This window comes from Chitinivorax sp. B (genome assembly GCF_005503445.1).
GTDB lineage: Bacteria > Pseudomonadota > Gammaproteobacteria > Burkholderiales > SCOH01 > Chitinivorax.
The window spans coordinates 1-25,718 of record NZ_SCOH01000035.1 but is presented as its reverse complement, the minus strand read 5'-3'; the positions used below and the strand labels follow the sequence as shown (position 1 = coordinate 25,718).

At 50.2% G+C, this 25,718-nt stretch carries 19 protein-coding genes and 6 tRNA genes; 19 read left to right on the top strand and 6 right to left on the bottom strand.

The features are described 5' to 3' along the window. The first annotated feature begins 29 nt into the window (after positions 1-29). Complete coding sequence (locus tag FFS57_RS18590) at positions 30-965, top strand: LysR family transcriptional regulator (RefSeq protein WP_137939315.1); 936 nt, start codon at positions 30-32, stop codon at positions 963-965. A gap of 11 nt (positions 966-976) precedes the next feature. Here FFS57_RS18590 and FFS57_RS18585 read toward each other — a convergent pair whose 3' ends face one another. Further along, complete coding sequence (locus FFS57_RS18585) at positions 977-2,065, bottom strand: polyamine ABC transporter substrate-binding protein (RefSeq protein ID WP_137939314.1); 1,089 nt, start codon at positions 2,063-2,065, stop codon at positions 977-979. Positions 2,066-2,628: 563 nt separating this feature from the next. Here FFS57_RS18585 and tig point away from each other — a divergent pair. From tig to FFS57_RS18505, 16 genes are all read left to right on the top strand, one after another. Then, positions 2,629-3,933 (top strand): trigger factor, encoded by a 1,305-nt coding sequence (tig, locus tag FFS57_RS18580; protein WP_137939313.1) that lies wholly within the window; start codon positions 2,629-2,631, stop codon positions 3,931-3,933. Beyond that, complete coding sequence (clpP, locus tag FFS57_RS18575) at positions 3,933-4,550, top strand: ATP-dependent Clp endopeptidase proteolytic subunit ClpP (RefSeq protein ID WP_137939312.1); 618 nt, start codon at positions 3,933-3,935, stop codon at positions 4,548-4,550. The genes tig and clpP overlap by 1 nt, the downstream gene beginning before the upstream one ends. Before the next feature lie 138 nt (positions 4,551-4,688). Then, complete coding sequence (gene clpX, locus FFS57_RS18570; RefSeq protein ID WP_137939311.1) at positions 4,689-5,957, top strand: ATP-dependent Clp protease ATP-binding subunit ClpX; 1,269 nt, start codon at positions 4,689-4,691, stop codon at positions 5,955-5,957. Between the two features lie 193 nt (positions 5,958-6,150). Continuing rightward, positions 6,151-8,571 carry an endopeptidase La gene (lon, locus tag FFS57_RS18565; protein WP_137939310.1) on the top strand — a complete coding sequence of 807 codons (2,421 nt, stop codon included), beginning with the start codon at positions 6,151-6,153 and terminating at the stop codon, positions 8,569-8,571. Between the two features lie 102 nt (positions 8,572-8,673). After that, positions 8,674-8,961: an HU family DNA-binding protein gene (locus tag FFS57_RS18560; protein ID WP_137939309.1), complete on the top strand. Its 288-nt coding sequence runs from the start codon at positions 8,674-8,676 to the stop codon at positions 8,959-8,961. 99 nt (positions 8,962-9,060) lie between these two features. Then, positions 9,061-9,136, top strand: a tRNA-Val gene (locus FFS57_RS18555). Positions 9,137-9,144: 8 nt separating this feature from the next. Then, positions 9,145-9,221 (top strand) — tRNA-Asp (locus tag FFS57_RS18550). Positions 9,222-9,370: 149 nt separating this feature from the next. Beyond that, positions 9,371-11,209, top strand: coding sequence for a SurA N-terminal domain-containing protein (locus FFS57_RS18545; RefSeq protein ID WP_137939308.1), 1,839 nt, complete (start codon positions 9,371-9,373; stop codon positions 11,207-11,209). Positions 11,210-11,308: 99 nt separating this feature from the next. Then, a complete protein-coding gene (gene uvrC / locus FFS57_RS18540) occupies positions 11,309-13,132 on the top strand; it encodes an excinuclease ABC subunit UvrC (RefSeq protein ID WP_137939307.1) in 1,824 nt (607 codons plus the stop codon). A gap of 16 nt (positions 13,133-13,148) precedes the next feature. After that, the gene (pgsA, locus tag FFS57_RS18535; RefSeq protein WP_137939306.1) at positions 13,149-13,724 is read left to right on the top strand and encodes a CDP-diacylglycerol--glycerol-3-phosphate 3-phosphatidyltransferase; all 576 of its coding nucleotides are present in this window, start codon (positions 13,149-13,151) and stop codon (positions 13,722-13,724) included. Between the two features lie 78 nt (positions 13,725-13,802). After that, positions 13,803-13,878: transfer RNA gene (locus tag FFS57_RS18530), tRNA-Gly, on the top strand. A gap of 19 nt (positions 13,879-13,897) precedes the next feature. After that, positions 13,898-13,973: transfer RNA gene (locus FFS57_RS18525), tRNA-Gly, on the top strand. Positions 13,974-14,074: 101 nt separating this feature from the next. Continuing rightward, a tRNA-Cys gene (locus tag FFS57_RS18520) sits at positions 14,075-14,148 on the top strand. 18 nt (positions 14,149-14,166) lie between these two features. Continuing rightward, positions 14,167-14,255: transfer RNA gene (locus tag FFS57_RS18515), tRNA-Leu, on the top strand. Between the two features lie 354 nt (positions 14,256-14,609). Further along, complete coding sequence (locus FFS57_RS18510) at positions 14,610-15,818, top strand: acetyl-CoA C-acetyltransferase (protein ID WP_137939305.1); 1,209 nt, start codon at positions 14,610-14,612, stop codon at positions 15,816-15,818. A gap of 9 nt (positions 15,819-15,827) precedes the next feature. Further along, on the top strand, positions 15,828-17,978 hold the full coding sequence (locus FFS57_RS18505) for a 3-hydroxyacyl-CoA dehydrogenase NAD-binding domain-containing protein (protein ID WP_137939304.1): 2,151 nt from the start codon (positions 15,828-15,830) through the stop codon (positions 17,976-17,978). 376 nt (positions 17,979-18,354) lie between these two features. Here the strand turns inward: FFS57_RS18505 and FFS57_RS18500 are convergent, their stop codons facing one another. The 5 genes from FFS57_RS18500 to FFS57_RS18480 form a co-directional block, all read right to left on the bottom strand. Further along, positions 18,355-19,941 (bottom strand): DHA2 family efflux MFS transporter permease subunit, encoded by a 1,587-nt coding sequence (locus FFS57_RS18500; protein ID WP_137939303.1) that lies wholly within the window; start codon positions 19,939-19,941, stop codon positions 18,355-18,357. Further along, positions 19,938-21,017, bottom strand: a complete 1,080-nt coding sequence (locus FFS57_RS18495; RefSeq protein ID WP_171014058.1) for an HlyD family secretion protein — start codon at positions 21,015-21,017, stop codon at positions 19,938-19,940. The genes FFS57_RS18500 and FFS57_RS18495 overlap by 4 nt, the downstream gene beginning before the upstream one ends. Before the next feature lie 82 nt (positions 21,018-21,099). Beyond that, positions 21,100-21,750: a TetR/AcrR family transcriptional regulator gene (locus FFS57_RS18490; protein ID WP_137939301.1), complete on the bottom strand. Its 651-nt coding sequence runs from the start codon at positions 21,748-21,750 to the stop codon at positions 21,100-21,102. Between the two features lie 168 nt (positions 21,751-21,918). After that, positions 21,919-22,119, bottom strand: a complete 201-nt coding sequence (locus FFS57_RS18485) for a hypothetical protein (RefSeq protein WP_137939300.1) — start codon at positions 22,117-22,119, stop codon at positions 21,919-21,921. Positions 22,120-22,243: 124 nt separating this feature from the next. Continuing rightward, complete coding sequence (locus FFS57_RS18480; RefSeq protein WP_137939299.1) at positions 22,244-22,969, bottom strand: RNA methyltransferase; 726 nt, start codon at positions 22,967-22,969, stop codon at positions 22,244-22,246. Positions 22,970-23,302: 333 nt separating this feature from the next. Here FFS57_RS18480 and FFS57_RS18475 point away from each other — a divergent pair, with 333 nt between their 5' ends. Both FFS57_RS18475 and FFS57_RS18470 read left to right on the top strand, forming a co-directional pair. Beyond that, positions 23,303-24,100, top strand: a complete 798-nt coding sequence (locus FFS57_RS18475) for an inositol monophosphatase family protein (protein WP_137939298.1) — start codon at positions 23,303-23,305, stop codon at positions 24,098-24,100. A 695-nt stretch (positions 24,101-24,795) separates the two neighbouring features. After that, positions 24,796-25,718: hypothetical protein (locus FFS57_RS18470; protein WP_137939297.1), on the top strand; the 923-nt coding region annotated here is incomplete at its 3' end.

Sequence of the window (25,718 nt, the reverse complement as noted above, 5' to 3'; positions counted from 1 at the left end):
GATATGAATTGCCATTTATGGAATTTGCCATGCCCATCTCGCTGCGTCATATCGAAGTGTTCCGCGCCGTAATGACTGCCGGCAGTGTCACAGCAGCAGCAACCTTGTTGCGAACGTCTCAGCCCACAGCCAGCCGTGAACTTGCCCGACTGGAATCGTTACTGCAGTTGCAGTTGTTTGAGCGTACCAAGGGCCGGCTGATACCGACAGCGCAGGCTTTGGCACTATTTGACGAAGTGCAGCGTGCATATGTCGGGCTGGAACGTGTGGTCAATATGGCCGCAGCACTTCGTCAGTTCGAGCAGGGACAGTTGTCTATCGTTTGTCTGCCGGTGTTCTCGCAAACGTTGTTGCCACATGCAAGCCGGGCATTTCTTGCCCATTACCCGAACGTCAAGCTCAGTATTACCCCACAAGAGTCACCACTATTAGAGGAGTGTCTGAGTGCGCAGCAGCATGATCTGGGGTTGTCGGAACAAATATTGCCGCCGCCCGGTACAAGCAGTAGCTTGCTCTTTGAAGCGGATATGGTGTGTGTATTGCCACCAGGACACCCTCTGACTGCGCAAGATAGCCTGAATCCAGTTGATTTTGCTGGGCAGGATTTCATCAGCTTGTCGGTTTATGATGTCTATCGTCAACGTCTGGATGCTTTGTTTGCACAGCAGGAGGTGGAGCGCCGTCTGGTGATTCAGACCACCAGCGCGGCCTCGGTGTGTGCCATGGTAAGGCAGGGGCTGGGAGTCGCCATTGTCAATCCATTGACTGCATTAGATGAAGTGGGGAGGGGGATTGAAGTGCGTCGTTTCAATGTTTCAATTCCCTTTCAAGTATATCAGGTCAAGCCAGCCCATCGTCCGGCATCTACCTTGGCTGATACTTTCGCGGAGACCCTGAAATCGGCAGCTTCAGCACTGCAGGCAAGGCTACCTGCAGTGCTGGCTGACAAAGACAAAAGTGACTGAAAGGGAGGTTGTTACTTACCGGCCTTGAAACGATTGAAGTAGGTTGTGATCATGCGTTGTTGTTCAGTACTGATCGGTTTCTTGGGCTGCAACTTGGTGAGCGCTTCACCATTCATGTAAATCTTTGGATCATCCCGCAATGATTTGTTGACCAGTTCGGTTGCCTTGGTATTGGGGTTGGCATAATTCACCTTGTTTGAGATGTCCGCAGCGACCTCTGGGCGCAAAATGTAATTGATCCATTGATGTGCATTCCCGATATTTTTGGAATCTTTGGGGATGGCTATGGCATCAATCCAAACAATGGTGCCTTTATCTGGGACGATATATTCAATGCTGAATTTTTTCTTGGCTTCTTTGGCGCGATCGCGGGCAATGTAGACATCACCGTTGAAGCCCAGTGCCAAGCAGGTATCACCATCGGCCAGCAGGTTGATGGGGGAAGAATTGAAAACGCGAATATCCTTGCGAATCTCTTTCAATACCTTGTTGCCATCTTCCAACGCATCTTTACTGAAGTCATTCGCATCACGGCCACGATAGATATTGAGCATCGAATACACATCCGAGCCTGTATCCATGAATGAAATACCGCAGCTTTTCAGCTTGCTGGTGTACTTGGGATTGAAAACCAACTCCCACATGTCCACAGGCAATGCCTCACCACCGAGCGCTTGTTTCACACGTTCGGTATTGATGCCATAGGCAGTGGTACCCCACATATAAGGAACTAGGTATTCATTGCCCGGATCAGCACTTTGCATCTTGCCCAGAATGGCTGGATCCAGATGGTTGAAATTGGGTAATTTTGATTTGTCCAATTTCAAATACAGACCAGATTGAATTTGCTTGGCTGCAAATTCCAGGGAGGGCACCACGATATCGTAACCACTCTTGCCTGTGACCAGCTTGGCTTGCAGTGTCTCGTTGGCATCATAGAGATCATATTTCACCTTGACGTCAAACTCTTTGCCAAAGTTGGCAACGGTATTGTCACCAACATAATCGTTCCAGTTATAGACATTCAGCTGACCAGCGCCATGGGCTGTATTGACAGTGACTAACAGGCCGACCAGCCCGGCGATACGAAACAGGTGCATGAGTTTCTCCCTCTGATTTTGAATCATGTAAAGACAACAACAAATTACTAACACGACTGCAAATGGATGAACCTGATTGCTGATACCGAAGCCATATGCAAACACAATGTACTGAAAGCTGAATGGCGCGTGGTGTGTAGTAAAATATTCGACACATTGAGCGGCGTAAAGATTTTTCCATGCTGCCTTGCAGCAACCATAACTGTTATGAATGTATAGAGAATTTGTGTGAAATTGGATGTGAGGTGGTGCAATGGTCTGAGTATGATTTTTATGTTGAATATCTTAAACGCTTTGACTGCGGTCCTCGACATAGGCCTGCTTTACTCACCTTGAAAGCCAATGACATTGTTTTTACGTTTTTTGTATGCTGAATCACTACCCATACATAGTCACAATTGGCTGGAAAAGGCCGCTACACCGTGCTGCTTGCCTGTTTATAAAGCGAATGGCATCATTCATAGTTTGCGGTCAGATCGACCCCACCAGCTTGTTGGCCCGCGCTCAACCACCGAGTTGCCGCCGGATTTGAATGCAAGTAATTGAAAGATTGAGGAATAGCAATGCAAGTGAATTTGGAAACCCTGGGCCAGCTTGAGCGTCGCCTTAACATTGTGGTGCCTTTTGCACAGATCGATGCTGAAGTCGGCGCACGTTTGAAGCGTGTATCCCGTACCGCCAAAATCCAGGGCTTCCGCCCAGGCAAGGCGCCACTGCGCATCGTTGAGCAATTCTACGGCCCGCAAGTGCGTGAAGAGGTGTTGGGTGAGACGGTGCAACGCAGCTTCAGTCAAGCTGTCAGCGAACAACAACTGCGTGTTGCTGGCTACCCGCGCTTCGAGCCGCTGCCGGCCGAAGGCGATACAACTGATTTCAAGTTCAGTGCTATTTTTGAAGTGTATCCGGAAATTGCGGTGGGCGAGTTGTCCGCTGTTGAACTGGAAAACCCAGTCACTGACGTGACCGATACAGAAATCGATAAAACCATTGATATCCTGCGTAAACAACGCACGGCGTTCAACGCAGTTGATCGCGCAGCACAAGACGGAGATCGCGTGACCATTGACTTTGCCGGCAAGATCGATGGCGAAGCGTTTGACGGTGGCACCGCACAAAACTATTCTATCTGGTTGGGCCAGGGCCAAATGCTGAAGGATTTCGAAGCCGGTGTCATTGGGGTGAAGAACGGCGAAACCAAATCTTTCGAGATGACTTTCCCAGAGGATTATCATGGTAAGGATGTGGCTGGAAAGACGGTAAGTTGGGAAATCACGGTCAAGAATGTTGCTGAAGCCGCATTGCCGGAATTGAATGCAGACTTTGCCAAGATGCTGGGTATTGACGACGGCGACTTGACCAAGATGCGTGACGAAGTGAAAAAGAATGTTCAACGTGAAGTTAGTCGTCGTCTGAAGGCTCGTCTGAAAGAAGGCGTGATGCAAGCACTGTTGGACAATACCAAGTTCGAAGTACCCAAGGCCTTGGTGCAAGTGGAAATTGGCCGTCTGCAACAGCAAACTGCAAGCGACTTTGCTTCCCGTGGTATTGACGTTGCCAATATGCAGTTGCCGGCTGAATTGTTTACCGACCAAGCTGAGCGTCGTGTTTCTTTGGGTCTGATCCTTGCAGAATTGGTCAAGCACCACAATCTACAGGCGAAGCCGGAGCAAATCCGTGCAATCGTGGAAGAGTTTGCTGAGTCCTATGAGCAACCGGAAGACGTGGTCAAGTGGTACTACGCAAGCCGTGAGCGTCTGGAAGGGCCTGAAGCGTTGGCCACTGAAGAAAATGTGGTTGAATGGGTCAAGACCCAGACCAAGGTTCAGGACAAAGCACTCAGTTTTGATGAACTGATGGGGAATAAGTAATGTTCCATAAATCGGATTGGCAGCCTCAGAACATTGGTCTTGTACCAATGGTGGTTGAAAGCAGCGGGCGCGGCGAGCGCGCTTACGATATCTATTCGCGCCTGCTCAAAGAGCGTGTAGTGTTTCTCGTGGGGCCCGTCACCGACGAGTCTGCCAATTTGGTTGTGGCTCAGTTGCTGTTTCTGGAGTCGGAAAATCCCGATAAGGATATTTCACTCTACATCAACTCGCCAGGCGGCTCGATTACTGCAGGGATGTCGATCTATGACACGATGCAATTCATCAAGCCAGACGTCAGTACACTATGTATTGGTCAGGCATGCAGCATGGGTGCATTTCTGTTGGCTGCCGGCGCTAGAGGTAAGCGTTTTGCGTTGCCGAATTCACGAGTGATGATTCATCAACCGCTCGGTGGTTTCCAAGGCCAGGCTTCGGATATTGAAATCCATGCCAAGGAAATCCTGTACCTGAAGGAAAAGTTAAATCGCATGTTGGCGGAGCACACTGGCCAATCGCTGGAGAATATCCAGCGTGACACCGATCGTGACAACTTTATGAGTGCAGAAGCGTCGCGTGAGTATGGTCTGATCGATCAGGTCATCGCAAAGCGCAGTTGAAACGGCTAGACACGGGCCTTGGCGGGCCCGTGTTTTACTTACTGGCGAAATTCGCTACACTGCAGAAGAATCAACGTATTTTTCAGCTTGACGCATTGAGCGTCTGATTCTGCCATCCAGATTTTCGGGGATACGGCCATGTCCGACAGTAACGAAAAAATGCTTTATTGCTCCTTCTGCGGCAAAAGCCAGCATGAAGTGCGCAAATTGATTGCCGGCCCCCAAGTGTTCATCTGCGATGAATGTATCGAACTTTGTAACGATATCATTCGCGAGGAAACACAAGGCCAGAATAATGAAGACAAAGTCACCGGTGAGAACAAGCTACCGGTGCCGTCTGAAATCCGCTCGATTCTCGATAGCTATGTGATTGGACAGGGACAGGCCAAAAAGATTTTGGCGGTTGCAGTCTACAACCACTACAAACGCCTTGCTCAGCAAGAAAAGAATTCAGATGTCGAACTTGCCAAGAGTAATATCCTGTTGATTGGACCAACGGGGTCAGGCAAGACATTGCTGGCTCAAACATTGGCTCGCCTTTTGAATGTACCTTTCGTGATGGCGGATGCGACAACTTTGACCGAAGCGGGTTATGTCGGTGAAGACGTTGAAAACATCATCCAGAAGCTGTTACAGAAATGTGACTATGACGTTGAAAAAGCTCAGCGTGGTATCGTCTACATTGATGAAATCGATAAGATTTCCCGCAAATCTGATAATCCGTCTATCACGCGAGATGTATCTGGTGAAGGTGTACAGCAGGCGCTGCTCAAGCTGATTGAGGGTACTGTTGCATCGGTCCCGCCACAAGGTGGCCGGAAACATCCCAATCAAGAGTTTGTACAGGTTGACACTACTAATATTCTGTTCATTTGTGGTGGTGCGTTTGATGGCTTGGAAAAGGTCATTCGTAATCGCTCACAGAAAGGTGGTATTGGATTCGGTGCCGAAGTACAAAGTAAGGACGACAAGGTAGCTGTTGGTCAGGCATTGCGCGAAGTGGAGCCGGAGGACTTGATCAAGTTCGGATTGATTCCTGAGTTTGTAGGCCGTCTGCCTGTGGTCGCTACGCTGGAAGAGTTGGATGAGAATGCGTTGGTGACTATCCTGACCGAACCCAAGAATGCGCTTGTCAAACAATATGAAAAGCTCTTTTCATTGGAAGGTGCTGAGCTGGAAATTCGTGAAGAGGCATTGTTTGCGACGGCTCGTAAGGCACTTGCCCGTAAAACGGGGGCAAGGGGTTTGCGTTCAATCCTTGAACATGCTTTGCTTGATACCATGTATGAATTGCCGAGCATGACCAGTGTCAAGAAGGTTGTGCTGGATGAAAATTGCATCATGAACAATGCCGCACCGCTCATGATTTACGAAGAGCAACCTAAAACAGCAAATGCAGCCCCCTGAATGATAAGTTCGTACGTCCAGATGTAATACCCGATCCGCCCCATTAGGGGCGGAACTTTTTTCTGCTTTGCCTTGGCAAATCAGCTAACATTAGCTGAAAGCTACGTCTGTTCTGGGCAAGCGGCCAGAGCTTGAATTATGAACGGCCGCCCTCATCTGCCTAATCTGTCAACTTGCTGTCCAGGTGAACGATATGTCCCACCAAAACGAATTACCCGCTACACCGACCTCACTGCCCCTACTGCCTTTGCGCGATGTGGTGGTGTTTCCTCACATGGTGATTCCATTGTTCGTCGGTCGCCCAAAATCCATCAAGGCGCTGGAAACTGCGATGGAGGACGGCAAACAAATCCTGTTGGTAGCCCAAAAGTCGGCTGCAAAGGATGAACCGCAACCGGAAGACCTGTATGGCGTTGGTACGGTTGCAACCGTATTGCAAATGCTGAAATTGCCCGATGGCACTGTTAAGGTGTTGGTGGAGGGGTCTCAGCGCGCCTTGGTTGACTCGGTTGATAGCGAGCCAACCCACTTTGTCGCCAAAGTCACACCGGTGCAACTGGACGATAAGGAAAATCATGAGGTGGAAGCGATGCGTCGCGCGCTGATCGCACAATTCGATCAGTACGTAAAGCTCAACAAAAAAATTCCACCAGAGATTCTGACTTCGCTTTCAGGTATCGATCAGGCTGGCCGTCTGGCGGATACCATTGCTGCGCATCTGCCGCTGAAGCTTGAGCAGAAGCAGGAAGTGCTGGAAATGTTCCCGATCAAGGACCGGCTGGATCATTTACTAGGTTTGCTGGAAGCTGAAATCGATATTCTTCAGGTGGAAAAACGTATCCGTGGTCGCGTCAAGCGGCAGATGGAGAAAAGTCAACGAGAGTACTATCTGAATGAGCAAGTCAAAGCTATTCAGAAAGAGCTGGGCGAGACTGAAGAGGGTGCCGACCTTGATGATCTGGAAAAGAAGATCAAGGCTGCAGGCATGACCAAGGAAGGTAAAGCCAAAGCCGAGGCGGAGCTGAAAAAGCTGCGTCTGATGTCACCTATGTCGGCCGAAGCCACTGTAGTGCGCAACTATATTGAAACGTTGATTGGTTTGCCATGGAAGAAGCGAACCAAAATTCACAAAGATCTGGCCGAGGCAGAAACGGTTCTGGATGCTGATCACTATGGCTTGGATCGAGTGAAAGAACGCATCCTGGAATACCTTGCAGTTCAGCAACGTGTTGACAAGCTCAAGGCACCAATTCTCTGCTTGGTAGGACCTCCTGGTGTGGGTAAAACCTCGTTGGGACAGTCTATCGCGCGTGCAACCAACCGCAAATTCGTCCGTATGGCACTAGGAGGTGTACGAGATGAAGCGGAAATTCGAGGGCATCGTCGCACTTATATTGGTTCGATGCCTGGCAAAATCCTCCAGAACATGAATAAGGTTGCGGTGAAAAACCCGCTGTTCCTGTTAGATGAAGTTGACAAGATGGGGATGGATTTCCGTGGTGATCCAAGCTCTGCTTTGTTGGAGGTTCTTGATCCAGAGCAGAATTCAACTTTTGTTGACCACTACATTGAAGTTGAATATGACCTTTCAGATGTGATGTTCGTCGCGACTGCCAATACGCTGAATATCCCCGGTCCATTGCTGGATCGGATGGAAATCATCCGGCTATCGGGTTATACGGAAGATGAGAAGGTCAATATCGCTGAGCGTTACCTGATTCCCAAGCAGATGAAAGCAAACGGGTTGAAGGAGGGTGAATTGGCAATCACGGAGAGTGCAATTCGAGATATCGTTCGATATTACACACGTGAAGCAGGTGTACGTAGCCTTGATCGTGAAATTGCCAAAATTGCCCGTAAGGTTGTCAAGAGTTTGCTGTTGAAGAAGGACAAGATCAGCAAAGCGATTTCGGTGAATGCGCGGAATCTCGAAAAGTACTCTGGTGTACGCAAGTACTTATATGGCATCGCTGAACAAAGCAACCAGGTGGGCCAGGTAACCGGTTTGGCTTGGACCGAAGTGGGTGGCGAGTTGTTGACTATCGAGTCCGTGGTTTTGCCAGGTAAGGGTAAGATGACGACCACAGGCAAGCTGGGTGAGGTTATGCAGGAATCCATCCAAGCTGCGCTATCAGTCGTTCGTAGTCGTGCGAGAAGCTTGGGGGTGGATGAAACCTTTCATGAGAAGAAAGACATCCACATTCACTTGCCGGAAGGGGCGACGCCTAAGGATGGTCCGAGTGCGGGTATTGCCATTTGCACGGCAATCGTGTCGGTGTTGACGGGCATTCCAGTCCGTTGTGATGTTGCGATGACAGGTGAAATCACCTTGCGTGGTGAAGTTTTGCCTATTGGTGGCTTGAAAGAAAAATTACTTGCTGCTCATCGTGGTGGCATCAAGAATGTGTTGATTCCAGAGGGTAATGTGAAGGACTTGACGGATATTCCTGACAATATTAAGCATAAATTGACCATTCATCCTGTGAAATGGATTGATCAGGTGCTTGAATTGGCACTGGAAAGACAGCCAGTTCTGATACCGGAAAATGATGTTGGCATCGAAGTTCCGCCTAAAGCGGAAGAGTCGGCTACTGGCGCGGCTTTGAAGCATTAATTTATCGGGCAATTAGCTTGACATGGAGAATTTGCACTTGCTATAAAAGCCCTGTAGGGCGTGAGAAGTGAAACTAAATAACTGAATGGAAAGGGGACGTTCGTGAACAAATCCGAATTGATCGACGCGATTGCCGCACATGCCGAGATCTCCAAAGCCGCTGCTGGTCGCGCCCTTGATGGTGCGATTGAGGCGGTGAAGGACGCATTGAAGAAAGGTGATATGGTTACGCTGGTGGGTTTCGGTACTTTTTACGTTGGCGAACGTTCCGCGCGAAATGGGCGCAATCCTCGTACAGGCAAGACAATCAAGATTGCTGCTGCACGGTTGCCCAAGTTTCGCGCAGGTAAGTCTTTGAAAGAAGCGGTTCAACCGCCTGGTAAAAAATAATTTACATTCGGAAGTCAAAAAAGAGCTTGGCGAATTAAAGATGTCTCTATATAATGCCGGTCTCTGTCGTTGGCCAGGTTGTGGTTTGGCGGCGATTCCGGGCGCTTAGCTCAGTTGGTAGAGCGTCTGCCTTACAAGCAGAATGTCGGCGGTTCGACTCCGTCAGCGCCCACCAAGCTTTCCGGAGCGGTAGTTCAGTTGGTTAGAATACCGGCCTGTCACGCCGGGGGTCGCGGGTTCGAGTCCCGTCCGCTCCGCCAAATTTAAAAAGGGTGAACGAAAGTTCGCCCTTTTTTATTTCCTAAAAACGCGCTTTCGTCGAAAGATACTTGCCGTGGCTGGTTTTATCGATAGAATTATGCGCTGGCCCTCAACATCAAACCACTGAAGCGCTGCTTCCATCATCCAAATGTTTGAATTTGTAGAAAAATACAAGACCCCGCTGCAAGTCCTGCTTGGCGCTGTGGCACTTTCGTTCATCGGTTTCGGTGTCGGTAGCTATGACGTTGGCGATGATCCCAATTTTGTAGCAACCGTTGGCGGGCAGAAAATCTCCCGCCAAGAACTCACCAATGCCATTCAATCACAGAATTTGCCTTTAACGGCTGAGGTCAAGGAAGAAGTATTGAAAGGCCTGATTGCGCAGCGTTTGCGCCTAGCCCATGCGAATCAGATTGGAATGGGTGTGGCTGATGCTGACTTGGCGAAGTATATCGCCAACATCCCGGCTTTTCAGGACAACGGTACATTTAGTAAGGAAAAGTACGAACAACTGCTGAAGTCACGAGGTTGGTCGGTTGAGTACTTCCAGAATATGGTTCGCAACGATTTGTTGTCTGCACAGTTGTTGGATAGTGTAGTTAACAGTGGTTTTGCGTCAAAGACGACCACGACGCAATTATTGGCACTGTTTGAAGAGCAGCGGGAAGTAACAATGGCGTCGTTTTCTCCTGAGGTCTTTGCTAGTCAGGTTAAATTGGAGGCTGATGCTGCAAAGAAATACTATGACTCACATCAGGACGAATTCAAACAGCCAGAACAACTCAAACTTGAGTATGTAGTGTTGTCGCAGTCAGATTTGGCTGCGCAGCAATCCGTTTCCGAAGACGAGGTCAAGAAGTATTTTGATTCAAACAAAGATGATCTGGCTAAAGAAGAGCGCAAGATCAGTCATATTCTTTTGACCGTTGACAGTAAGGCAAGCGCTGAGGACAAGGTAAAGATCAAAAGCAAGGCGGAAGCACTGTTGAAGAAGGTGCAAGCGGCGCCCGACACATTTGCTCAGCTTGCCAGGACTGAATCGCAGGATCCGGGCTCTGCGGCCAATGGTGGTGATTTGGGGTACTACGGTAAGGGTGGTGGATTTGTAAAGCCGTTTGAGGATGCCGCATTTGCAATGCAAAAGGGTGAGATCAAAGGTTTGATCGAAACACAGTTTGGTTATCACATCCTGAAGTTGGACGACCTTCGTGTGAAGAGCTTTGACGAGGTCAAGTCGCAGATCGAAACAACGTTGAAAAGTCAGAAAGCCACACAGCAGTTTGCTAGTGCAACTGACAAGTTTAACGATCTGCTTTACAACCAACCTGATTCGCTCAAGGCTGTCATTGAGCAATTCAAATTGCCAGCGAAGCAAAGCGATTGGGTTACACGCAAGTCCGCACAAGAGCCAGATCTAAACAATCCGAAGGTGTTGGAAGCGGTGTTCAGCGATGAGGTGGTGAAGAAGAAGCACAATAGCGAAGCAGTTGAGGTCATGCCTGGCAAATTGCTGGCAGCTCGTGTGCATGATCATCGACCGGCTGGAATGAAGACATTTGCTGATGTGCAAGCTGAGATCACAGCAAAGCTAATTCAGGAGAAAGCAAAAGCATTGGCGCTGGCTGAGGGGAAGGCAAAGTTCGATATGCTAAAAGCCGGTAAATCGGTCGAGTTGAGCTGGGGTGAATCTCTTAAGTTGACTCGCCAAGGTTTACCCGCAATTGATCGAGACGGTGCGAGAGAGATCTTCAAGTTACCTGCTGATAAAGTACCCGGCTATGCAGCATCAACTACACCCAATGGTGGTTATGTGATCTATAGACTGAATAAGGTGATACCTGCGGATACTACAGCAGATAAGGTTAAGGGTATTGCTCAAATGATGGGGCGCCAAATTTCTCAGGTTGAAGCAATGTCTTATGTGAAGAGCCTGGAAGGCAAATATCCTGTTGAGATTCGTAAGAACAGTCTTAATAGTGGTGAATGATTGATTTGCCAATCAACAAAAACGGCAGGCATTGTGCCTGCCGTTTTTGCATTGTTCGCTGTCTATCCACATTTTCTATTGCACTGCTACCATATGATCATGGAAGCCTCTATACCTTTTGATCCCAAGCCTATCTTGGCAGGCTTGCCCAATTTACCTGGTGTCTATCGAATGATATCGATGGACGGCACAGTGTTGTACGTTGGCAAAGCAAAAGATTTAAAGAGGCGCGTCTCGTCCTATTTTCAGAAAACCGACCTGTCGCCACGGATCAAATTGATGGTTGCTCAGATTGCTGCAATTGAGACGACAGTGGTAAGAACCGAGAGTGAGGCCTTCATTCTCGAAAACAACCTAATCAAAGCTCTCAGTCCGCGTTATAACATTCTGTTTCGTGACGATAAGTCTTACCCGTATATTTTGTTAACAGGTCATGCTTTCCCGAGATTGGGTTTCTACCGCGGTTCGTTGGACCGTAAGAATCAGTACTTCGGGCCGTTTCCTACTGGACACGCAGTGCGTGAAAATATTCAATTGCTTCAAAAGGTCTTTCGACTGAGGACATGCGAAGACTCCGTTTTCAGTAACCGATCACGCCCGTGTCTGTTATATCAAATCAAGCGTTGTACTGGCCCCTGTGTTGGCATGATTGACAATGATCAGTATCGCGCAGATGTTCGGAATGCCATGCTGTTTCTACAGGGCAAAGACAACGAGCTGTTGGCGGATTTACAGAGCAAGATGGAGACAGCCTCAGCCGAATGGAGGTTTGAGGAGGCTGCGCAGTTACGGGATCAGCTCCAAAGCCTGGGCAAAATACGCAGCCGGCAATTTGTTAGTAGTAATACATCCCAATTAGATGCAGATGTGGTGGCATGTGTTGCCGCCAACGGATTATTGTGTGTCAACTTAGTGATGATTCGTGGTGGTCGCCACCTTGGGGATAAGAGTTTCTTTCCAAGTAATGCGGATGGCTACCTGCCGGCACAGGCATTGGAGGCTTTCCTGCTCCAGCATTATCTGGACCGTAGTGTGCCCCAAAGTATCATTGTCAATGGTGTGCCGGAACTGGGGCCTTTACAGGATCTGTTGACTGAGCAAGCTGAGCGGAAGATTCTATTGAATGCCAATCCAACGGGTGAGCGGCGAATTTGGCTTGAAATGGCGGTCAAGAATGCTGAGATCGCCATTGGTCAGCGATTGGTGAATCAGTCAACTCAGGAGGCGCGACTAACCGCGTTGCAGGAGACGCTGGGATTGCAAATCGGTGACGCTCGGATCGAATGCTTCGATATCAGCCATACTATGGGCGAGGCAACGGTTGCGTCCTGCGTTGTCTATGATCGAATGGCGATGCAGCCATCCGAATACCGGCGTTACAATATTTCTGGCATTACACCTGGTGATGACTTTGCGGCTATGCGAGATGTGCTGAGTCGGCGTTACCAAAAGATTGCAGCGGGAGAAGGGGTGATGCCAGATCTGGTATTGATTGACGGGGGTAAAGGGCAAGTGGGCGTGGCATTGGAGGTGATGTCTGAAATAGGTCTGACTGATTTGTTGGTGGTGGGCGTAGCCAAAGGTGAAGAACGAAAGCCTGGCCTAGAGCAGCTGATTATTCCGCACCAACAAAAAACGTTACAATTGCCCACCGATCATCCTGCCTTGCACCTAATTCAGCAAATTCGTGACGAGGCACATCGCTTCGCCATCACCGGGCACCGGCAAAGGCGTGGTAAGACACGTACGACGTCGACGTTGGAAGATATCGACGGGATCGGGCCAAAGCGCCGCCAAAAATTGTTGGCCCATTTCGGTGGCTTGAAAGGCGTCCAGCAGGCCAGTGTCGACCAACTTTGCCAAGTTGAAGGTATTAGCCAGTCATTGGCCGAGACTATCTATAAACAACTGCACTCATCATAAAGAACAACGACTTTCCATGCCGTTCAATTTACCGATTTTCCTGACGTGGTGCCGAATCGTATTGATCCCGCTGTTTGTGGGCATTTATTACCTGCCAGAGCGATGGTTGCCGATGCCAGACAAGAATCTGTTTGCCGCATTTTGTTTTGCGTTGGCAGCAATTACTGACTGGTTCGATGGTTATCTTGCCAGGGCACTTGGGCAAACGACGTCATTCGGCGCATTTCTGGATCCTGTCGCAGACAAATTAATGGTAGCGGCAGCCTTGATTCTATTGGTGAATCTCGGACGGACCGAGGCTTGGATTGCGGTTGTCATCATCGGCCGCGAGATTACAATTTCCGCATTGCGAGAGTGGATGGCGCAACTGGGGAGAAGCAAAAGCGTCGCAGTGACCTTCATTGGTAAGCTGAAAACGGCCGCGCAAATGGTTGCGATATTGCTTCTACTCTATGCTGGGCCTTTGTTGCCAAAGATCAGTACACTTTTTATTGGCGAGCTATTGATGCTGATTGCCGCCGTTTTGACTTTATGGTCAATGATTTACTATCTACGTGTTGCTTGGCCTCTAATCAAGCACGCAGAAAATTGATTGCAGAGTGTTGACAGGAATAATTTCGCCGCTATAATGGCGGCTCTCTGAACGACGGCGGTAACGCAGTCGAGTAAAGCGGGAATAGCTCAGTTGGTAGAGCACAACCTTGCCAAGGTTGGGGTCGCGAGTTCGAGTCTCGTTTCCCGCTCCAGATTTTTGTTCAGATATATGCGGGAATAGCTCAGTTGGTAGAGCACAACCTTGCCAAGGTTGGGGTCGCGAGTTCGAGTCTCGTTTCCCGCTCCAGATTATAGGGGAAAGCAGTGCTTTCCCCTTTTAATTCAAGGCGAATGGCGATCAGCTTTGAGTTGCGTTAAACTTAGCTGGTTTAATGCAATGCCGGTTAAGGCGGGTTAGCAAAGTGGCTATGCAGCGGATTGCAAATCCGTGGACGTCGGTTCGATTCCGGCACCCGCCTCCAACATTCCTCTTGCCATCTGCCCGGATGGTGAAATAGGTAGACACAAGGGACTTAAAATCCCTCGCTGGGAAACCGGCGTGCCGGTTCGATTCCGGCTCCGGGCACCACTGACAATTTGTTCTGATTTATTATCTGATAACCCGCAGCCGCCTGTTCTGCGGGTTTTGTCTTTTTATTTCCGCCTATTGGCTATTGCTTGGTGCAAATCCGAGAATGCCATTTTATTTGCTTGGTATCCGATGCAAAGTGTTGGCTTGATCGGTTCTGCCAAGTGCCTTGTTGCTTCATGTCATTGTGTTACTTGTTTGATGGTCTAAGCTAGCTAACTGATGTTGGCTATTCGTCCAATGCTCTCGCAGGCTATGCGCCACGAGGGGTATTTGCTGTTGCATCCTTTGCTGGTATGAAGATGCCGGCAAGGCGGTATTTGCTGGATTCATTCTGAGATAAGGAGAAAGACAATGGCAGAAGCATTCATCTTTGATGCCATTCGAACCCCCCGCGGCAAAGGCAAAAGAGATGGCTCACTCTATGAAGTGAAGTCGATCAGCTTACTGACAGGCTTAATGCATGCACTGACTGCTCGTAATCCAAGTCTGGATACGGGGAAGGTGGATGATGTCGTTTTGGGATGTGTAACACCGGTTGGCGATCAGGGCGCAGATATTGCCAAGACGGCTGCCTTGGCTGCTGGTTGGGATTGGAATGCGGCTGGGGTGCAGATCAATCGGTTCTGTGCATCAGGACTGGAGGCGGTCAACATGGCTGCTCAGAAGGTACGGTCCGGTTGGGAGCAGTTAGTTGTTGCCGGTGGCGTTGAATCCATGTCCAGAGTACCGATGGGCTCGGATGGTGGTGCTTGGGCGACTGACCCTCAAACCAATCTTGATACCTATTTTGTGCCGCAGGGGATTGGTGCAGATCTTATCGCGACATTGGCGGGATTCAGTCGTGAGCAAGTCGATGCATTCGCTGTGTCGTCACAGCACAAAGCCGCTGCAGCCAGGGCTGCCGGCCATTTCAAGCGGTCAGTCATACCGGTTCGTGATGCTTGTGGGCTGACCATACTGGATAAGGATGAATTCATCAAACCGGAGACGAGCGTGGCGGCTTTGGCCAAACTGAAGCCATCGTTTGAAGGTATCGGTCTGATGGGTATGGATACCGTTGCGCTGCACAAGTATCCACAGCTTGAGCGGATCGACCATGTGCACCACGCGGGTAATTCTTCAGGAATTGTCGATGGTGCTGCATTGATGCTGATTGGCTCGGAATCCATAGGGCGGGAGCTTGGCTTGGCGCCACGTGCTCGTATCGTCTCCACCGCGTTGTGCGGTACAGATCCAACCATCATGCTAACCGGCCCGGCGCCGGCAACCCGCCGTGCCTTGGCTAAGGTAGGTTTGACTGTTGAAGATATCGACCTGTTCGAGGTGAACGAAGCATTTGCTGCTGTTGTAATGCGTTTCATGAATGAAATGGCAGTGCCTGCGGAAAAGGTGAATGTCAACGGTGGTGCGATTGCTTTGGGCCATCCTTTGGGCGCGACGGGTGCAATGATTTTGGGAACCTTGCTGGACGAGCTGGAACGTCGCAATTTGCGCCGCGGACTGGCTACGCTATGCGTTGGCGGCGGCATGGGTATCGCAACCATCATCGAACGGGTGTAAGGACAAAAGATGAGTAACGCAATTCGCTATGAATTAGACGATGACGGCATCGCAACCCTGACGATAGATATTCCAGGCCAGTCGGCCAATACCATGAATGCGGCCTATCGGGAGGGGATGGCGGACATCCTTGCAAAGTTGCGGCAGGATGGTGAACGTGTTTGTGGGGTCATTGTTGCTTCCGCCAAATCGACGTTCTTTGCAGGAGGGGACCTGAACGAGCTGATTCAGGCAGATCCACAGCATGCAGATGCCATGTTTGCATTGGTGGAAGAAATTAAGGGCCTGCTAAGACAATTGGAGACATTTGGTCCTCCGGTGGTGGCTGCCATCAATGGGACTGCATTGGGTGGTGGGATGGAAGTAGTATTGGCATGCCATTGGCGAATTGCCATTGATCATCCAAAAGCTCAGTTTGGTTTTCCGGAAGTAACGTTAGGCTTGTTGCCTGGTGGTGGTGGAGTGGCACGTCTGACACGTCTGTTGGGCTTACAGGCAGCATTACCTCATTTGATGGAAGGTAAACGATTATCTGCCAAGCAGGCATTGGCTGCAGGTTTGGTGGATGAATTGGCTGTAGGAGTGGATGATTTGTTGCAACGTGCCCGGGACTGGATCCGAGCAAACCCTGACTTCAAGCAACCATGGGACCGTGACGATTATAAAATGCCAGGCGGTACACCCAGTTACCCCAAAGTTGCCCAGGTGTTGGTAGTAGCGCCGGCAATGTTACGTGCCAAGACGCACGGTTGTTATCCTGCACCTGAGGCGATTTTGGCTGCCGCGGTTGAAGGTGCACAGGTGGATTTCAGCACCGCCAGCCGCATCGAATCCCGCTATTTTGTAAAGCTTGCAGTGGGGCAGGTAGCCAAAAATATGATTGGCACATTCTGGTTTCAACTGAATCAGTTGAAGGCTGGCGGTAGTCGACCCAAGGCCGTTTCGCCATGGCGATCAGACAAGGTGGGTATCATTGGGGCTGGCATGATGGGGGCGGGGATCGCCTATGCGTGTGCCAGCCGCAAACTGGCGGTGGTATTGAAGGATACATCGCTGGCAGCTGCTGAAAAAGGTAAGCGTCACAGTGCTGATCTGCTGACCAAGCGCGTCGCAAAGGGGCAAATGGCACAATCGGCAGCGGATGGCATCCTGGAATTAATTCTGCCAACGGCCGATGCCGCAGATTTTGCCGGGTGTGATCTGGTTATTGAGGCGGTATATGAGGATCGAGCGCTGAAAGCCAAAGTCACACAAGAGGCCGAAAGGGTTGTTTCACCCGGCGTGCTCATGGCATCCAACACCCCAACGCTGCCAATCAGTGGTTTGGCCGCGGCCAGCAGCCGACCTGAACGATTCATTGGCCTGCATTTTTTTTCGCCCGTGGACAAAATGGAATTGGTCGAGATCGTCCGTGGGCACGATACGTCTGACGAGACGCTTGCTCGGGCTTTTGATTTTGTGATGCAGATTGGCAAGACGCCGATTGTGGTCAATGATGGTCGGGGCTTCTTTACCAGCCGGGTATTTGGCACTTATATCAACGAAGGCGTGGCAATGTTGGGAGAAGGTTTACCCGCTCCAGCCGTTGAAATGGCCGCATTGCAGGCTGGCATGCCGGTTGGGCCATTAGCCGTAGTGGACGAAGTCAGCCTGAGCTTGATCGACCAAATCAGCAAGCAGGCCCGTGCTGATTTGGAGGCATCTGGCCAGGTTTATCAGGCTCACCCTGCTGAACTCGTTTTTGATTGCATGTTGCGTGATCACCAGCGTGCGGGTAAGGCTGCAGGGGCAGGTTTTTATGACTATCCGGCAGATGGCGGGAAAAAGCGACTTTGGCCAGGATTGGCCAAAATCTGGGGTAAGCAAGAGGTGCCTGTCCTCATGCAGGACATGGTTGATCGAATGCTGTTTGTGCAGGCGTTGGAAACCGTGCGCTGCCTGGAGGAGGGGATTTTGAATTCGGTTGTTGACGCCAATATCGGATCCATTTTCGGTATTGGTTTCCCTGCTTGGACGGGTGGGGCAATCCAATATATCAATCAGTACGGTCTGCCGGCCTTTATCGGGCGCGCTGATCAATTGGCGAAACGATATGGCGCACGTTTTGAATCACCGGCCTTGTTGCGAGAAATGGCGGTCAAGGAACAACATTTTGCTTGATGACAGCTTGGTTGCAGCGGCTATGTGATGCCGATGCAGAATGATCATGCAGTTGAACCACACCTTCGGGTGTGGTTTTTTTGAGGGAAGGGGGCCAGTTGATCTTTAGTCCTATTCAACTGACCTGCAATAGCAGGTTTCAGTGGGTGTCAAGATCCACGTGCCGAATTTCAGTTCGGGCAGGTCGCCCGGACGTGTTGCTCACTGGCATTGCTGCAAAAATAATGCCCTCGTCGATACTGATCGAACGCTTCGAAGAGGGGCTCGCGCGCTGGTGGCGGCTGAGTGATCGAAGCCATTCGCGCCTGACGGTAGTGCAGAGCGGTCACTGTACGTTGGTTGGAAGCAGGGGACGGCTTCGCCCCCTTTCTGTCTGCTAATGTGCATCCATGCTACCTTGGCGCAGCTTGGTGTTCCGCATGAGCAGCAGTAGTGGAATGGCGCACGCCAGCACGATGCCGAACCAGAAGAACAACTGGCTGAACGACAGCATATTCGCCTGCTTTTGTACCTGCATATTTAGCAGGGCATGTGCTTTGCTATTGACCATGCTCTCGGGTACGCCGCGCACTATCAGAATCTGCTTCAACGTGGTCAGCCGTTGTAAAGTAGCTGGCGCATTGGTTGCCAGGTGTTCAGATAAATGTGCTTGCTGACTTTGCAGCAGGTGATTGTATCCAGTCGCAGACGTTGCGATACCCACGCTCCCACCCAACATACGGGTCAGGTTGTAGAGGCCACTGGCGTTTGCCATGTCTTTGGGGGCGATATTGCTCATGGCCAGGTTATTCAGCGGTACGAACACCATTCCCAATCCCAGGCCACGCAGCACCAAAGGCCAGAAGAAATCTTCCGCACCACTTTGGGTTGTAAAGTGGTAGTGCATCCACATCGAATAGCAGAATACAATTGTGCCCAACACAATCACCGCTTTTGCCGACACGCCACGTGCCACCAGTTTGCTGGTGGTGGCGAGCGCAATGGCGGTGGCAATGGCTGAGGGCAGAATGAACATGCCTGTCTGAAAGGCGTTATAGCCCATCAACGACTGTGCATATACCGGGAACATGAAAATGGTGCTGTACAGGGCAGCACCTGTCAGAAACGCATAGATCAGGCCCGCGTTGAATTGCCCATCCCGCATGATTCGCAGGTCGACAATCGGGTGGCGGGTTTCCAGCTCATGGATTATGAACAGGAACAACCCAAAGAAAGCCATCAAGGCTAAAACGACGACTTCCGTGGATTGGAACCAATCATTTTTCTCACCGCGTTCCAGCATTGTCTGCAAGGCACCAATGCCAATGGCCAGTAAAATCAGGCCGATATAGTCCACTTTGGCGGCCTTTTGCTGCATGGCTGAATCCGGCACGTAGACCAAGGTGAGCAACAGCGCGGCGATACCTAATGGCAAATTAATATAGAAGATCCAGGGCCAGGAATAGGCATCGGTCAACCAGCCACCCACGGTCGGGCCCAATGCCGGGCCGGCCATGATACCCATACCAAAAATGGCCATGGCAGTACCCATTTCCTTGACTGGAAAAGTCTCGAAAATGGTGGATTGTGCTGTGGCCAACAGGCCACCGCCGCCAAGACCTTGAACAATTCGCCAGAACACCAGGGACTCCAGCGTGGCGGCGGCACCACAGGCCATCGAGGCAACGGTGAATATCAGAATCGATAAGGCAAAATAGTTACGTCTGCCCAGCTGACCGGATAGCCAGCCTGAAATCGGGAGTATGATCACATTGGCCACAACGTAGCCCGTCGAGACCCAGGCAATCTCATCTAATGTAGCACCTAACGAGCCCATCATATGCGGTACAGCCACATTGACGATACTGGTGTCGAGCAGTTCCAGCACCGAGGCAAGTGTCACGGTCAGTGCAATGATGAAACGGTTGGTATGAATCCCGGCTGGGCTGTTTGAACGGGACAGGCCAGGCAGAATTGCATTCATGCCGAGGCCTCGATCGTGGCAACAACACTCATCCCGGGGCGCAATGGGTGAGTCTTGTCATTGCTTTGATCCAGGCGAATTTTGACTGGTACGCGTTGTACCACTTTCGTGAAGTTGCCAGTCGCATTATCCGGTGGTAGCAGGGTGAACTTTGCACCAGTAGCCGCGCTGATGGATTCGACCTTGCCATGAATTTTGATGCCCGGATAGGCATCGATCTCAATGGCAGCGGAGGCACCTGGTTTGACCTTGCCTACATCGGTTTCCTTGACGTTGGCCACCACCCATACATCGCCAGTTGCCACCAGACTCATTAAGGTCTGGCCAGGTTGGACCAATTGCCCAATTTCAACATTCTTCTTGCTGACCATGCCGGCAGTTGGCGCTTTCAGTTCCGTATCTGCCAGCTGAATAGCAGCCAGATCACGTACTGCACGTGCTGCATCTACCTTCGATTTTGCCGTACGAAGTGCAGCGGAATACACAGTGACCTGCTCACCTGCTGCACTGGCAGAGTCTCGTGCGGTTTTCAGTTGGGCTTCGGCAGTTCGCACACCGGTTTCAGCGGCATCAAGCTGCTGCTGTGAAGCCATGTTTTGTGCTGCCAATGACTTGATCCGCTCAAGATCATTACGTACTTTTTGCAAATTTGCATCGGACTGATTGATGTTGGCTGTGGCGGCGGATGCATTGGCTTGAGCCCAATGGATTTGCGCAGCAGCTTGGCCAATATCTCCCCCCTGTTTGCCTGCGTTGGATACGGCCATGGAGAGTTCAGCATCTGCCTGTAGCAACTTGGCCTGGTAATCGCGATCGTCGATTTTTACCAGTAAATCATTGGACTTGGTGAGTTGGTTGTCTGTAACCCGGATGTCTGTTACATAGCCGGCAACCCTGGCGGCAATAGGAACAATGCGGCCTTCGATCTGAGCATTGTCGGTTGAGACAAAGTGTTGGCCATGCCACCATCGATAGCCAAGACTACCAATAATGCCAATGGAGGCAATCAGTAGCACCAGACGTGCTTTACCCTGTTTTTTGGGTGCATCTGCAGGGGGGGGTACTTCGTTTGTCATGCTTGATTCTCCGGAAAAAGCTTGGATTGACATCGAGTTTTGGGAGCATTCATGTCGTCATGACCCGTCAACTTCCATTCAATTAGATATGTTGGTGCGCGCTTGCTGTACGTAAGCCATTCAACAGCAAGTCAAGATGGAAACGGGCGAAGCCAGGTAGATCAGGTGATGTTTTGCAATAAGGGCCAAATGCCTGCTGCCATAAGGTTTGCATAATGATGGGTGAAATGATCTCGGTGACCATGAAGCCAATATCAACCTGACGGAATTCACCACGTTGCATACCCCGTTCAATGACCTTGCCAAAAATACGGCGGCTACGATCAACGATTTCCTGTTGATAAAACTGGGCTAGTTCAGGGAAGTTGCCAGCTTCGGCTATAGCCAACTTTGAGATCCCGTTTGCTGGCGAGGCTTGAATCAAGTCGATCCAGCTCAGCAACAGCGTTTCAAGCAAAGAGGTCGCGTCATGCTGGGTGTCTGCAATCATTTCTTCCGCCAATTGCAAGCTGGGCTCCCAGGTATCTCGAACAGCCGCTTTGAATAGTTCTTCCTTGCTGGCGAAGTAAAGGTACAACGTCCCCTTGGTGATCCCCGCCGCTTTGGCAACATCGTCCAGCTTGGTCGCGGAAAAGCCGCGTTGTACAAACAGTGCCAATGCGGCAGCGGTAATTTCTGACGGACGTGCTTCTTTGCGACGCTGCCAGCGTGGAGGTGGAATAGGGTGTTCCATTGCGAATATAAATAACTAACTGGTTAGTTAATTATTTCGGCGAGAAGTGAGCCATGTCAATGGCTTTTTCTTGGATTGGCACCTTCAAATGACCATTGTTCATTTTTGTGGTCTAAATAAAGCATGATGCGGTGCGTACATCATGCTTTTGGGCACAAGAAGCGACGTTTACATGATTCGCTCGTGCGACTGGTCCAACGCCTCGCGCATGTCGGCAGCCCCTTTTTGATCAAGTACTTTCAGATCAGGTGAGCGAATTTGGTTGGCCTTGCGGGGGATATTGCTACCCGTTATGTATTCCTTGTCGTCATCATAGTAATCGTTTGGTGTCGACGTATGGCTGCAACCTGCAACTCCTGCAACTGCCATGAGGCATGCAACAACTGAACTGCGCATTTTTCCCTCTCCTGTTGGATACTTGTTGTAAATGGCAGTGGTTGTACTGCTGCACCATCGCGCTTGTCAAAGATATATGAGAACCCGTATGCCATGGTCAGCGTCTACCGGCCAACGTTTTGGTCAGAATGCCGCGCAACATGTCGATTTCGTCCACCTCCAACGAGGCCCGTTTATACAGGCGTCGCAGTCGGGGCATCAGACGCTTGGGGTTGGCCGGGTTCAAGTAACCGATCTCGATCAGCGTGGCTTCCAAGTGTTGCAGCATACCTTCGATCTGATCTTGTGTGGCCAATACGGGTGGGGTGGGCCAATCTTCAAATGATGTCAAACCTGAAGCCATGCGTAATTCGTAGCAAACCAACTGGACGGCCGCTGCCAAGTTGAGTGAGCAATAAACAGGATTGGTTGGTACATGAATCAGCATGTTGCATTGCATGACTTCTTCGTTGGATAACCCAAACGTTTCGTTGCCGAAAACGAAGGCAATTTCATTCTGACTGGCAAGATGAATGGCATGAGTTGCCGCTTCACGCAGGTTCTCTGCCGGGAGTGTCAGTTCGCGGCGGCGCGCGGACAACGCGGCCGCAAAGCCAACACCGTGCAGTGCCTCGGTCAGCGAACTGCACACGACAGCTTGTCGCAGTACATCCACGGCGCCGCTTGCCAGCGCATCCGCATGGTCATTGGGGAATTCCTTGGGATTGACCAGATACAGTCGCGATAGGCCCATGACTTTCATGGCACGTGCTGCTGAGCCGATATTGCCTGGGTGGCTAGGGTTGGACAGGATTATGCGGATTCGGTCGAGTTGGTCTGCCATGATGAACACTGCGTGATAGATTCGTTAAGACTTGAATTCTAACAGGCCAGTATGCGAATCCAGCGGTTCATCATTTCAAATAGCTTGATTTGATGCAGGAATGCACAGTTTGGCACGTTGGGTTGTTGCTTTGGCATCTTTTTCGATGTTGTACGGGAGCACGCCAACAAAGGGTGAAACAGTGGCCCCACGTAAACACAAGTTTATTTATGGGCGCAAAAACAATACAATACGTCCCCAACTACCGCAGCACTGGGCTATATCTGAATCTAGTGTCTGCTTGTTCCTTGTCATCGTGATAGCCACTTAAGGCTGTCGCACTGGAGTCGAAACATGCACCCGATGCTCAATATCGCGGTCAAGGCAGCTCGTCGGGCCGGGACCATCATTAATCGTGCGTCCAATAATCTGGATGTATTGCGTGTAGAACGCAAAAATCATAACGACTTCGTCAGCGAAGTTGACCGTGCTGCAGAGCAGGCAATTGTCGAGGTGCTGTTGGATGCATACCCCAACCACGCCATACTTGGTGAAGAGGGAGGTGCACGTGGTGACTCCGAATTTCAGTGGATAATCGATCCGCTCGATGGCACGACCAATTTCCTACATGGTTTTCCGCAATATGCAGTTTCAATCGCCTTGTCACATAATGGTACGATCACCCAAGGCGTCATTTTCGACCCGGTCCATAATGACCTGTTCACCGCCAGCCGCGGTGCAGGCGCATTTCTGAACGATCGTCGTATTCGTGTTTCCAAGCGCATCCAGCTCGCTGACAGCCTGATTGGAACTGGTTTCCCGTATTCCGATTTTGCGCATCTCGATACTTATATGAGTATGTTCAAGGATCTGCTTCAACGCACCGCCGGCCTGCGCAGGCCGGGTTCTGCAGCCTTGGACCTAGCCTATGTTGCCTGTGGCCGCTTCGATGGCTTCTGGGAGCTGGGTCTGAATGCGTGGGATATCGCAGCAGGTGTACTCATGGTACAAGAAGCCGGTGGACTGGTGAGCGATATTGAAGGGAATGAACATTTCTTGGAATCGGGCCATGTGGTTGCGGGTTCGCCCCGTGTATTCGGCCAACTGTTGCAAGCGTTACAACCACACTTGACGGATGCATTGAAGTATTGAGCACTAAAGTTGTGCAGCGTAGCGCTCGCAATTTGTAATGGTTTGGTGAGACGCAAACTGCCGTATCGCTTGGTTTCATATAAAAAGCCCGTACCCATCATCGTACGGGCTTTTTTGCGTCTGAACGTCCGCGGTGCATGGAGAAAAATTTATGGTGCGGATATGTGGATAGATCGGCAGTTGGATGAGGTGGTGTCTGGTATTTAATGTGATTTTTGGTATGTATTATTGATTTTAAATAAAAATTTTTTAATTGGATATTACTGGAAATATTTAATATTCTGTTCATCAACATCAATTTACTGATTTCAATACTTTTTCTATTAACTTATGCATAGGTTGTCAAAATTGCACTGAAAGCAAGATGACCGTGTACTGCCAGCTAGGTAGTAATGACCTTGAATAGTCCAACTGGCATTGCTTACGGTGTAGTGACAGTATTGAATGGCTATGTGGTTACAGCGTCAAGTGCTTGTCCTCCGAATGAAGTAATTAATAAGTATTTTCGAATATTACTGTTGACCTGATTGCGTTGCAGCATCTGTCAGCACACCATCTGTCATTGTTTCTTAAAGATAAAAAATGTATAATGCATACATCCATAATTGCAATTTGCGTAATGTTTTTGGTGGTTTTTGCTGAAATGGCATAGTCATCAATAGCTTGATGCGAATACCGTCCTGGTGAAATTAAAAATGTCAAAGATCGGATGTTTTGTCAAAGCGAAGTTGGCTTCACTCGCATTGATGTTTGTGGTTGGCAGTGCATCTGCGGCTAGAATCGAATTCACGCCGCCAACACAATCTGCAAAGATTGCGGATTCTGTACGCATTGACGTGGCTGCAGGTGACCTAGGCTCAAATGTGGTTGGTGCATTCGACTTCATTGTCAGTTTTGATGCTTCCATCTTGAACTTTAAGAGGTTGACCTTTGGCTCAGGACTGGGAAATCCGGATATGAATGTAGGCGATGCTTTCGCTGACTTCAGTATTTTATCGCCTGGAAAAATTGCCGTATCTGAAGTGTCATTGTTGTCTGATCTGGCAATGCTGCAGTCTTTGCAGCATGCGAGTTTCTTCAGTTTGATCTCGCTCGAATTTGACGCTATTGCCGAAGGCACTGCTTTCTTGAATGTACTGCCCAATATTGCAGGCCAGAATATGTTGGGTGATTTTGATGGGCACGTATTGCTGCCCATTACTGTTGGTGCTGGCCAGGTAACGGTGACCAAACGAACACCACCACCAACTGGTGTGCCGCTGCCTGGTGTATTGGCATTGATGCTGGTTGGCGGTGGTGCAATGTTTGTTTCCCGTAAGCGTCGTTTGGGGGCTGGGGCTGTAGCGGCTGTCATGGCTATGGGGGGCATGTCATCGTCCCTGGCAGCGCCTGCAGCCGACGTCATTGTCATGGCGGATGAATCTCAGTCCATCCGACTGCTGCGTCGAACGGCTGCGGAGAACAACTGGGCGGCCCAGACGTGGACAGGTCGCGCGGTCAGTGGTCTGGAAGCCGCACTTAAAGAAAAAGGCATTGAATCCCGTTATGGGTTGGTGGGTTATGCCTACAACCAGCCTGACACCACACGCCAAGTCACGGTGGGTGGTGCGCAGTTCGG

What these genes read in the sequence shown, in the direction of transcription:
- FFS57_RS18590 (WP_137939315.1), top strand. Translation starts at nt 30, where the DNA reads ATGCCCATCTCGCTGCGTCATATCGAAGTGTTCCGCGCCGTAATGACT.
- FFS57_RS18585 (WP_137939314.1), bottom strand. Translation starts at nt 2,065, where the DNA reads ATGCACCTGTTTCGTATCGCCGGGCTGGTCGGCCTGTTAGTCACTGTC.
- tig (WP_137939313.1), top strand. Translation starts at nt 2,629, where the DNA reads ATGCAAGTGAATTTGGAAACCCTGGGCCAGCTTGAGCGTCGCCTTAAC.
- clpP (WP_137939312.1), top strand. Translation starts at nt 3,933, where the DNA reads ATGTTCCATAAATCGGATTGGCAGCCTCAGAACATTGGTCTTGTACCA.
- clpX (WP_137939311.1), top strand. Translation starts at nt 4,689, where the DNA reads ATGTCCGACAGTAACGAAAAAATGCTTTATTGCTCCTTCTGCGGCAAA.
- lon (WP_137939310.1), top strand. Translation starts at nt 6,151, where the DNA reads ATGTCCCACCAAAACGAATTACCCGCTACACCGACCTCACTGCCCCTA.
- FFS57_RS18545 (WP_137939308.1), top strand. Translation starts at nt 9,371, where the DNA reads ATGTTTGAATTTGTAGAAAAATACAAGACCCCGCTGCAAGTCCTGCTT.
- uvrC (WP_137939307.1), top strand. Translation starts at nt 11,309, where the DNA reads ATGGAAGCCTCTATACCTTTTGATCCCAAGCCTATCTTGGCAGGCTTG.
- pgsA (WP_137939306.1), top strand. Translation starts at nt 13,149, where the DNA reads ATGCCGTTCAATTTACCGATTTTCCTGACGTGGTGCCGAATCGTATTG.
- FFS57_RS18510 (WP_137939305.1), top strand. Translation starts at nt 14,610, where the DNA reads ATGGCAGAAGCATTCATCTTTGATGCCATTCGAACCCCCCGCGGCAAA.
- FFS57_RS18505 (WP_137939304.1), top strand. Translation starts at nt 15,828, where the DNA reads ATGAGTAACGCAATTCGCTATGAATTAGACGATGACGGCATCGCAACC.
- FFS57_RS18500 (WP_137939303.1), bottom strand. Translation starts at nt 19,941, where the DNA reads ATGAATGCAATTCTGCCTGGCCTGTCCCGTTCAAACAGCCCAGCCGGG.
- FFS57_RS18495 (WP_171014058.1), bottom strand. Translation starts at nt 21,017, where the DNA reads ATGACAAACGAAGTACCCCCCCCTGCAGATGCACCCAAAAAACAGGGT.
- FFS57_RS18490 (WP_137939301.1), bottom strand. Translation starts at nt 21,750, where the DNA reads ATGGAACACCCTATTCCACCTCCACGCTGGCAGCGTCGCAAAGAAGCA.
- FFS57_RS18485 (WP_137939300.1), bottom strand. Translation starts at nt 22,119, where the DNA reads ATGGCAGTTGCAGGAGTTGCAGGTTGCAGCCATACGTCGACACCAAAC.
- FFS57_RS18480 (WP_137939299.1), bottom strand. Translation starts at nt 22,969, where the DNA reads ATGGCAGACCAACTCGACCGAATCCGCATAATCCTGTCCAACCCTAGC.
- FFS57_RS18475 (WP_137939298.1), top strand. Translation starts at nt 23,303, where the DNA reads ATGCACCCGATGCTCAATATCGCGGTCAAGGCAGCTCGTCGGGCCGGG.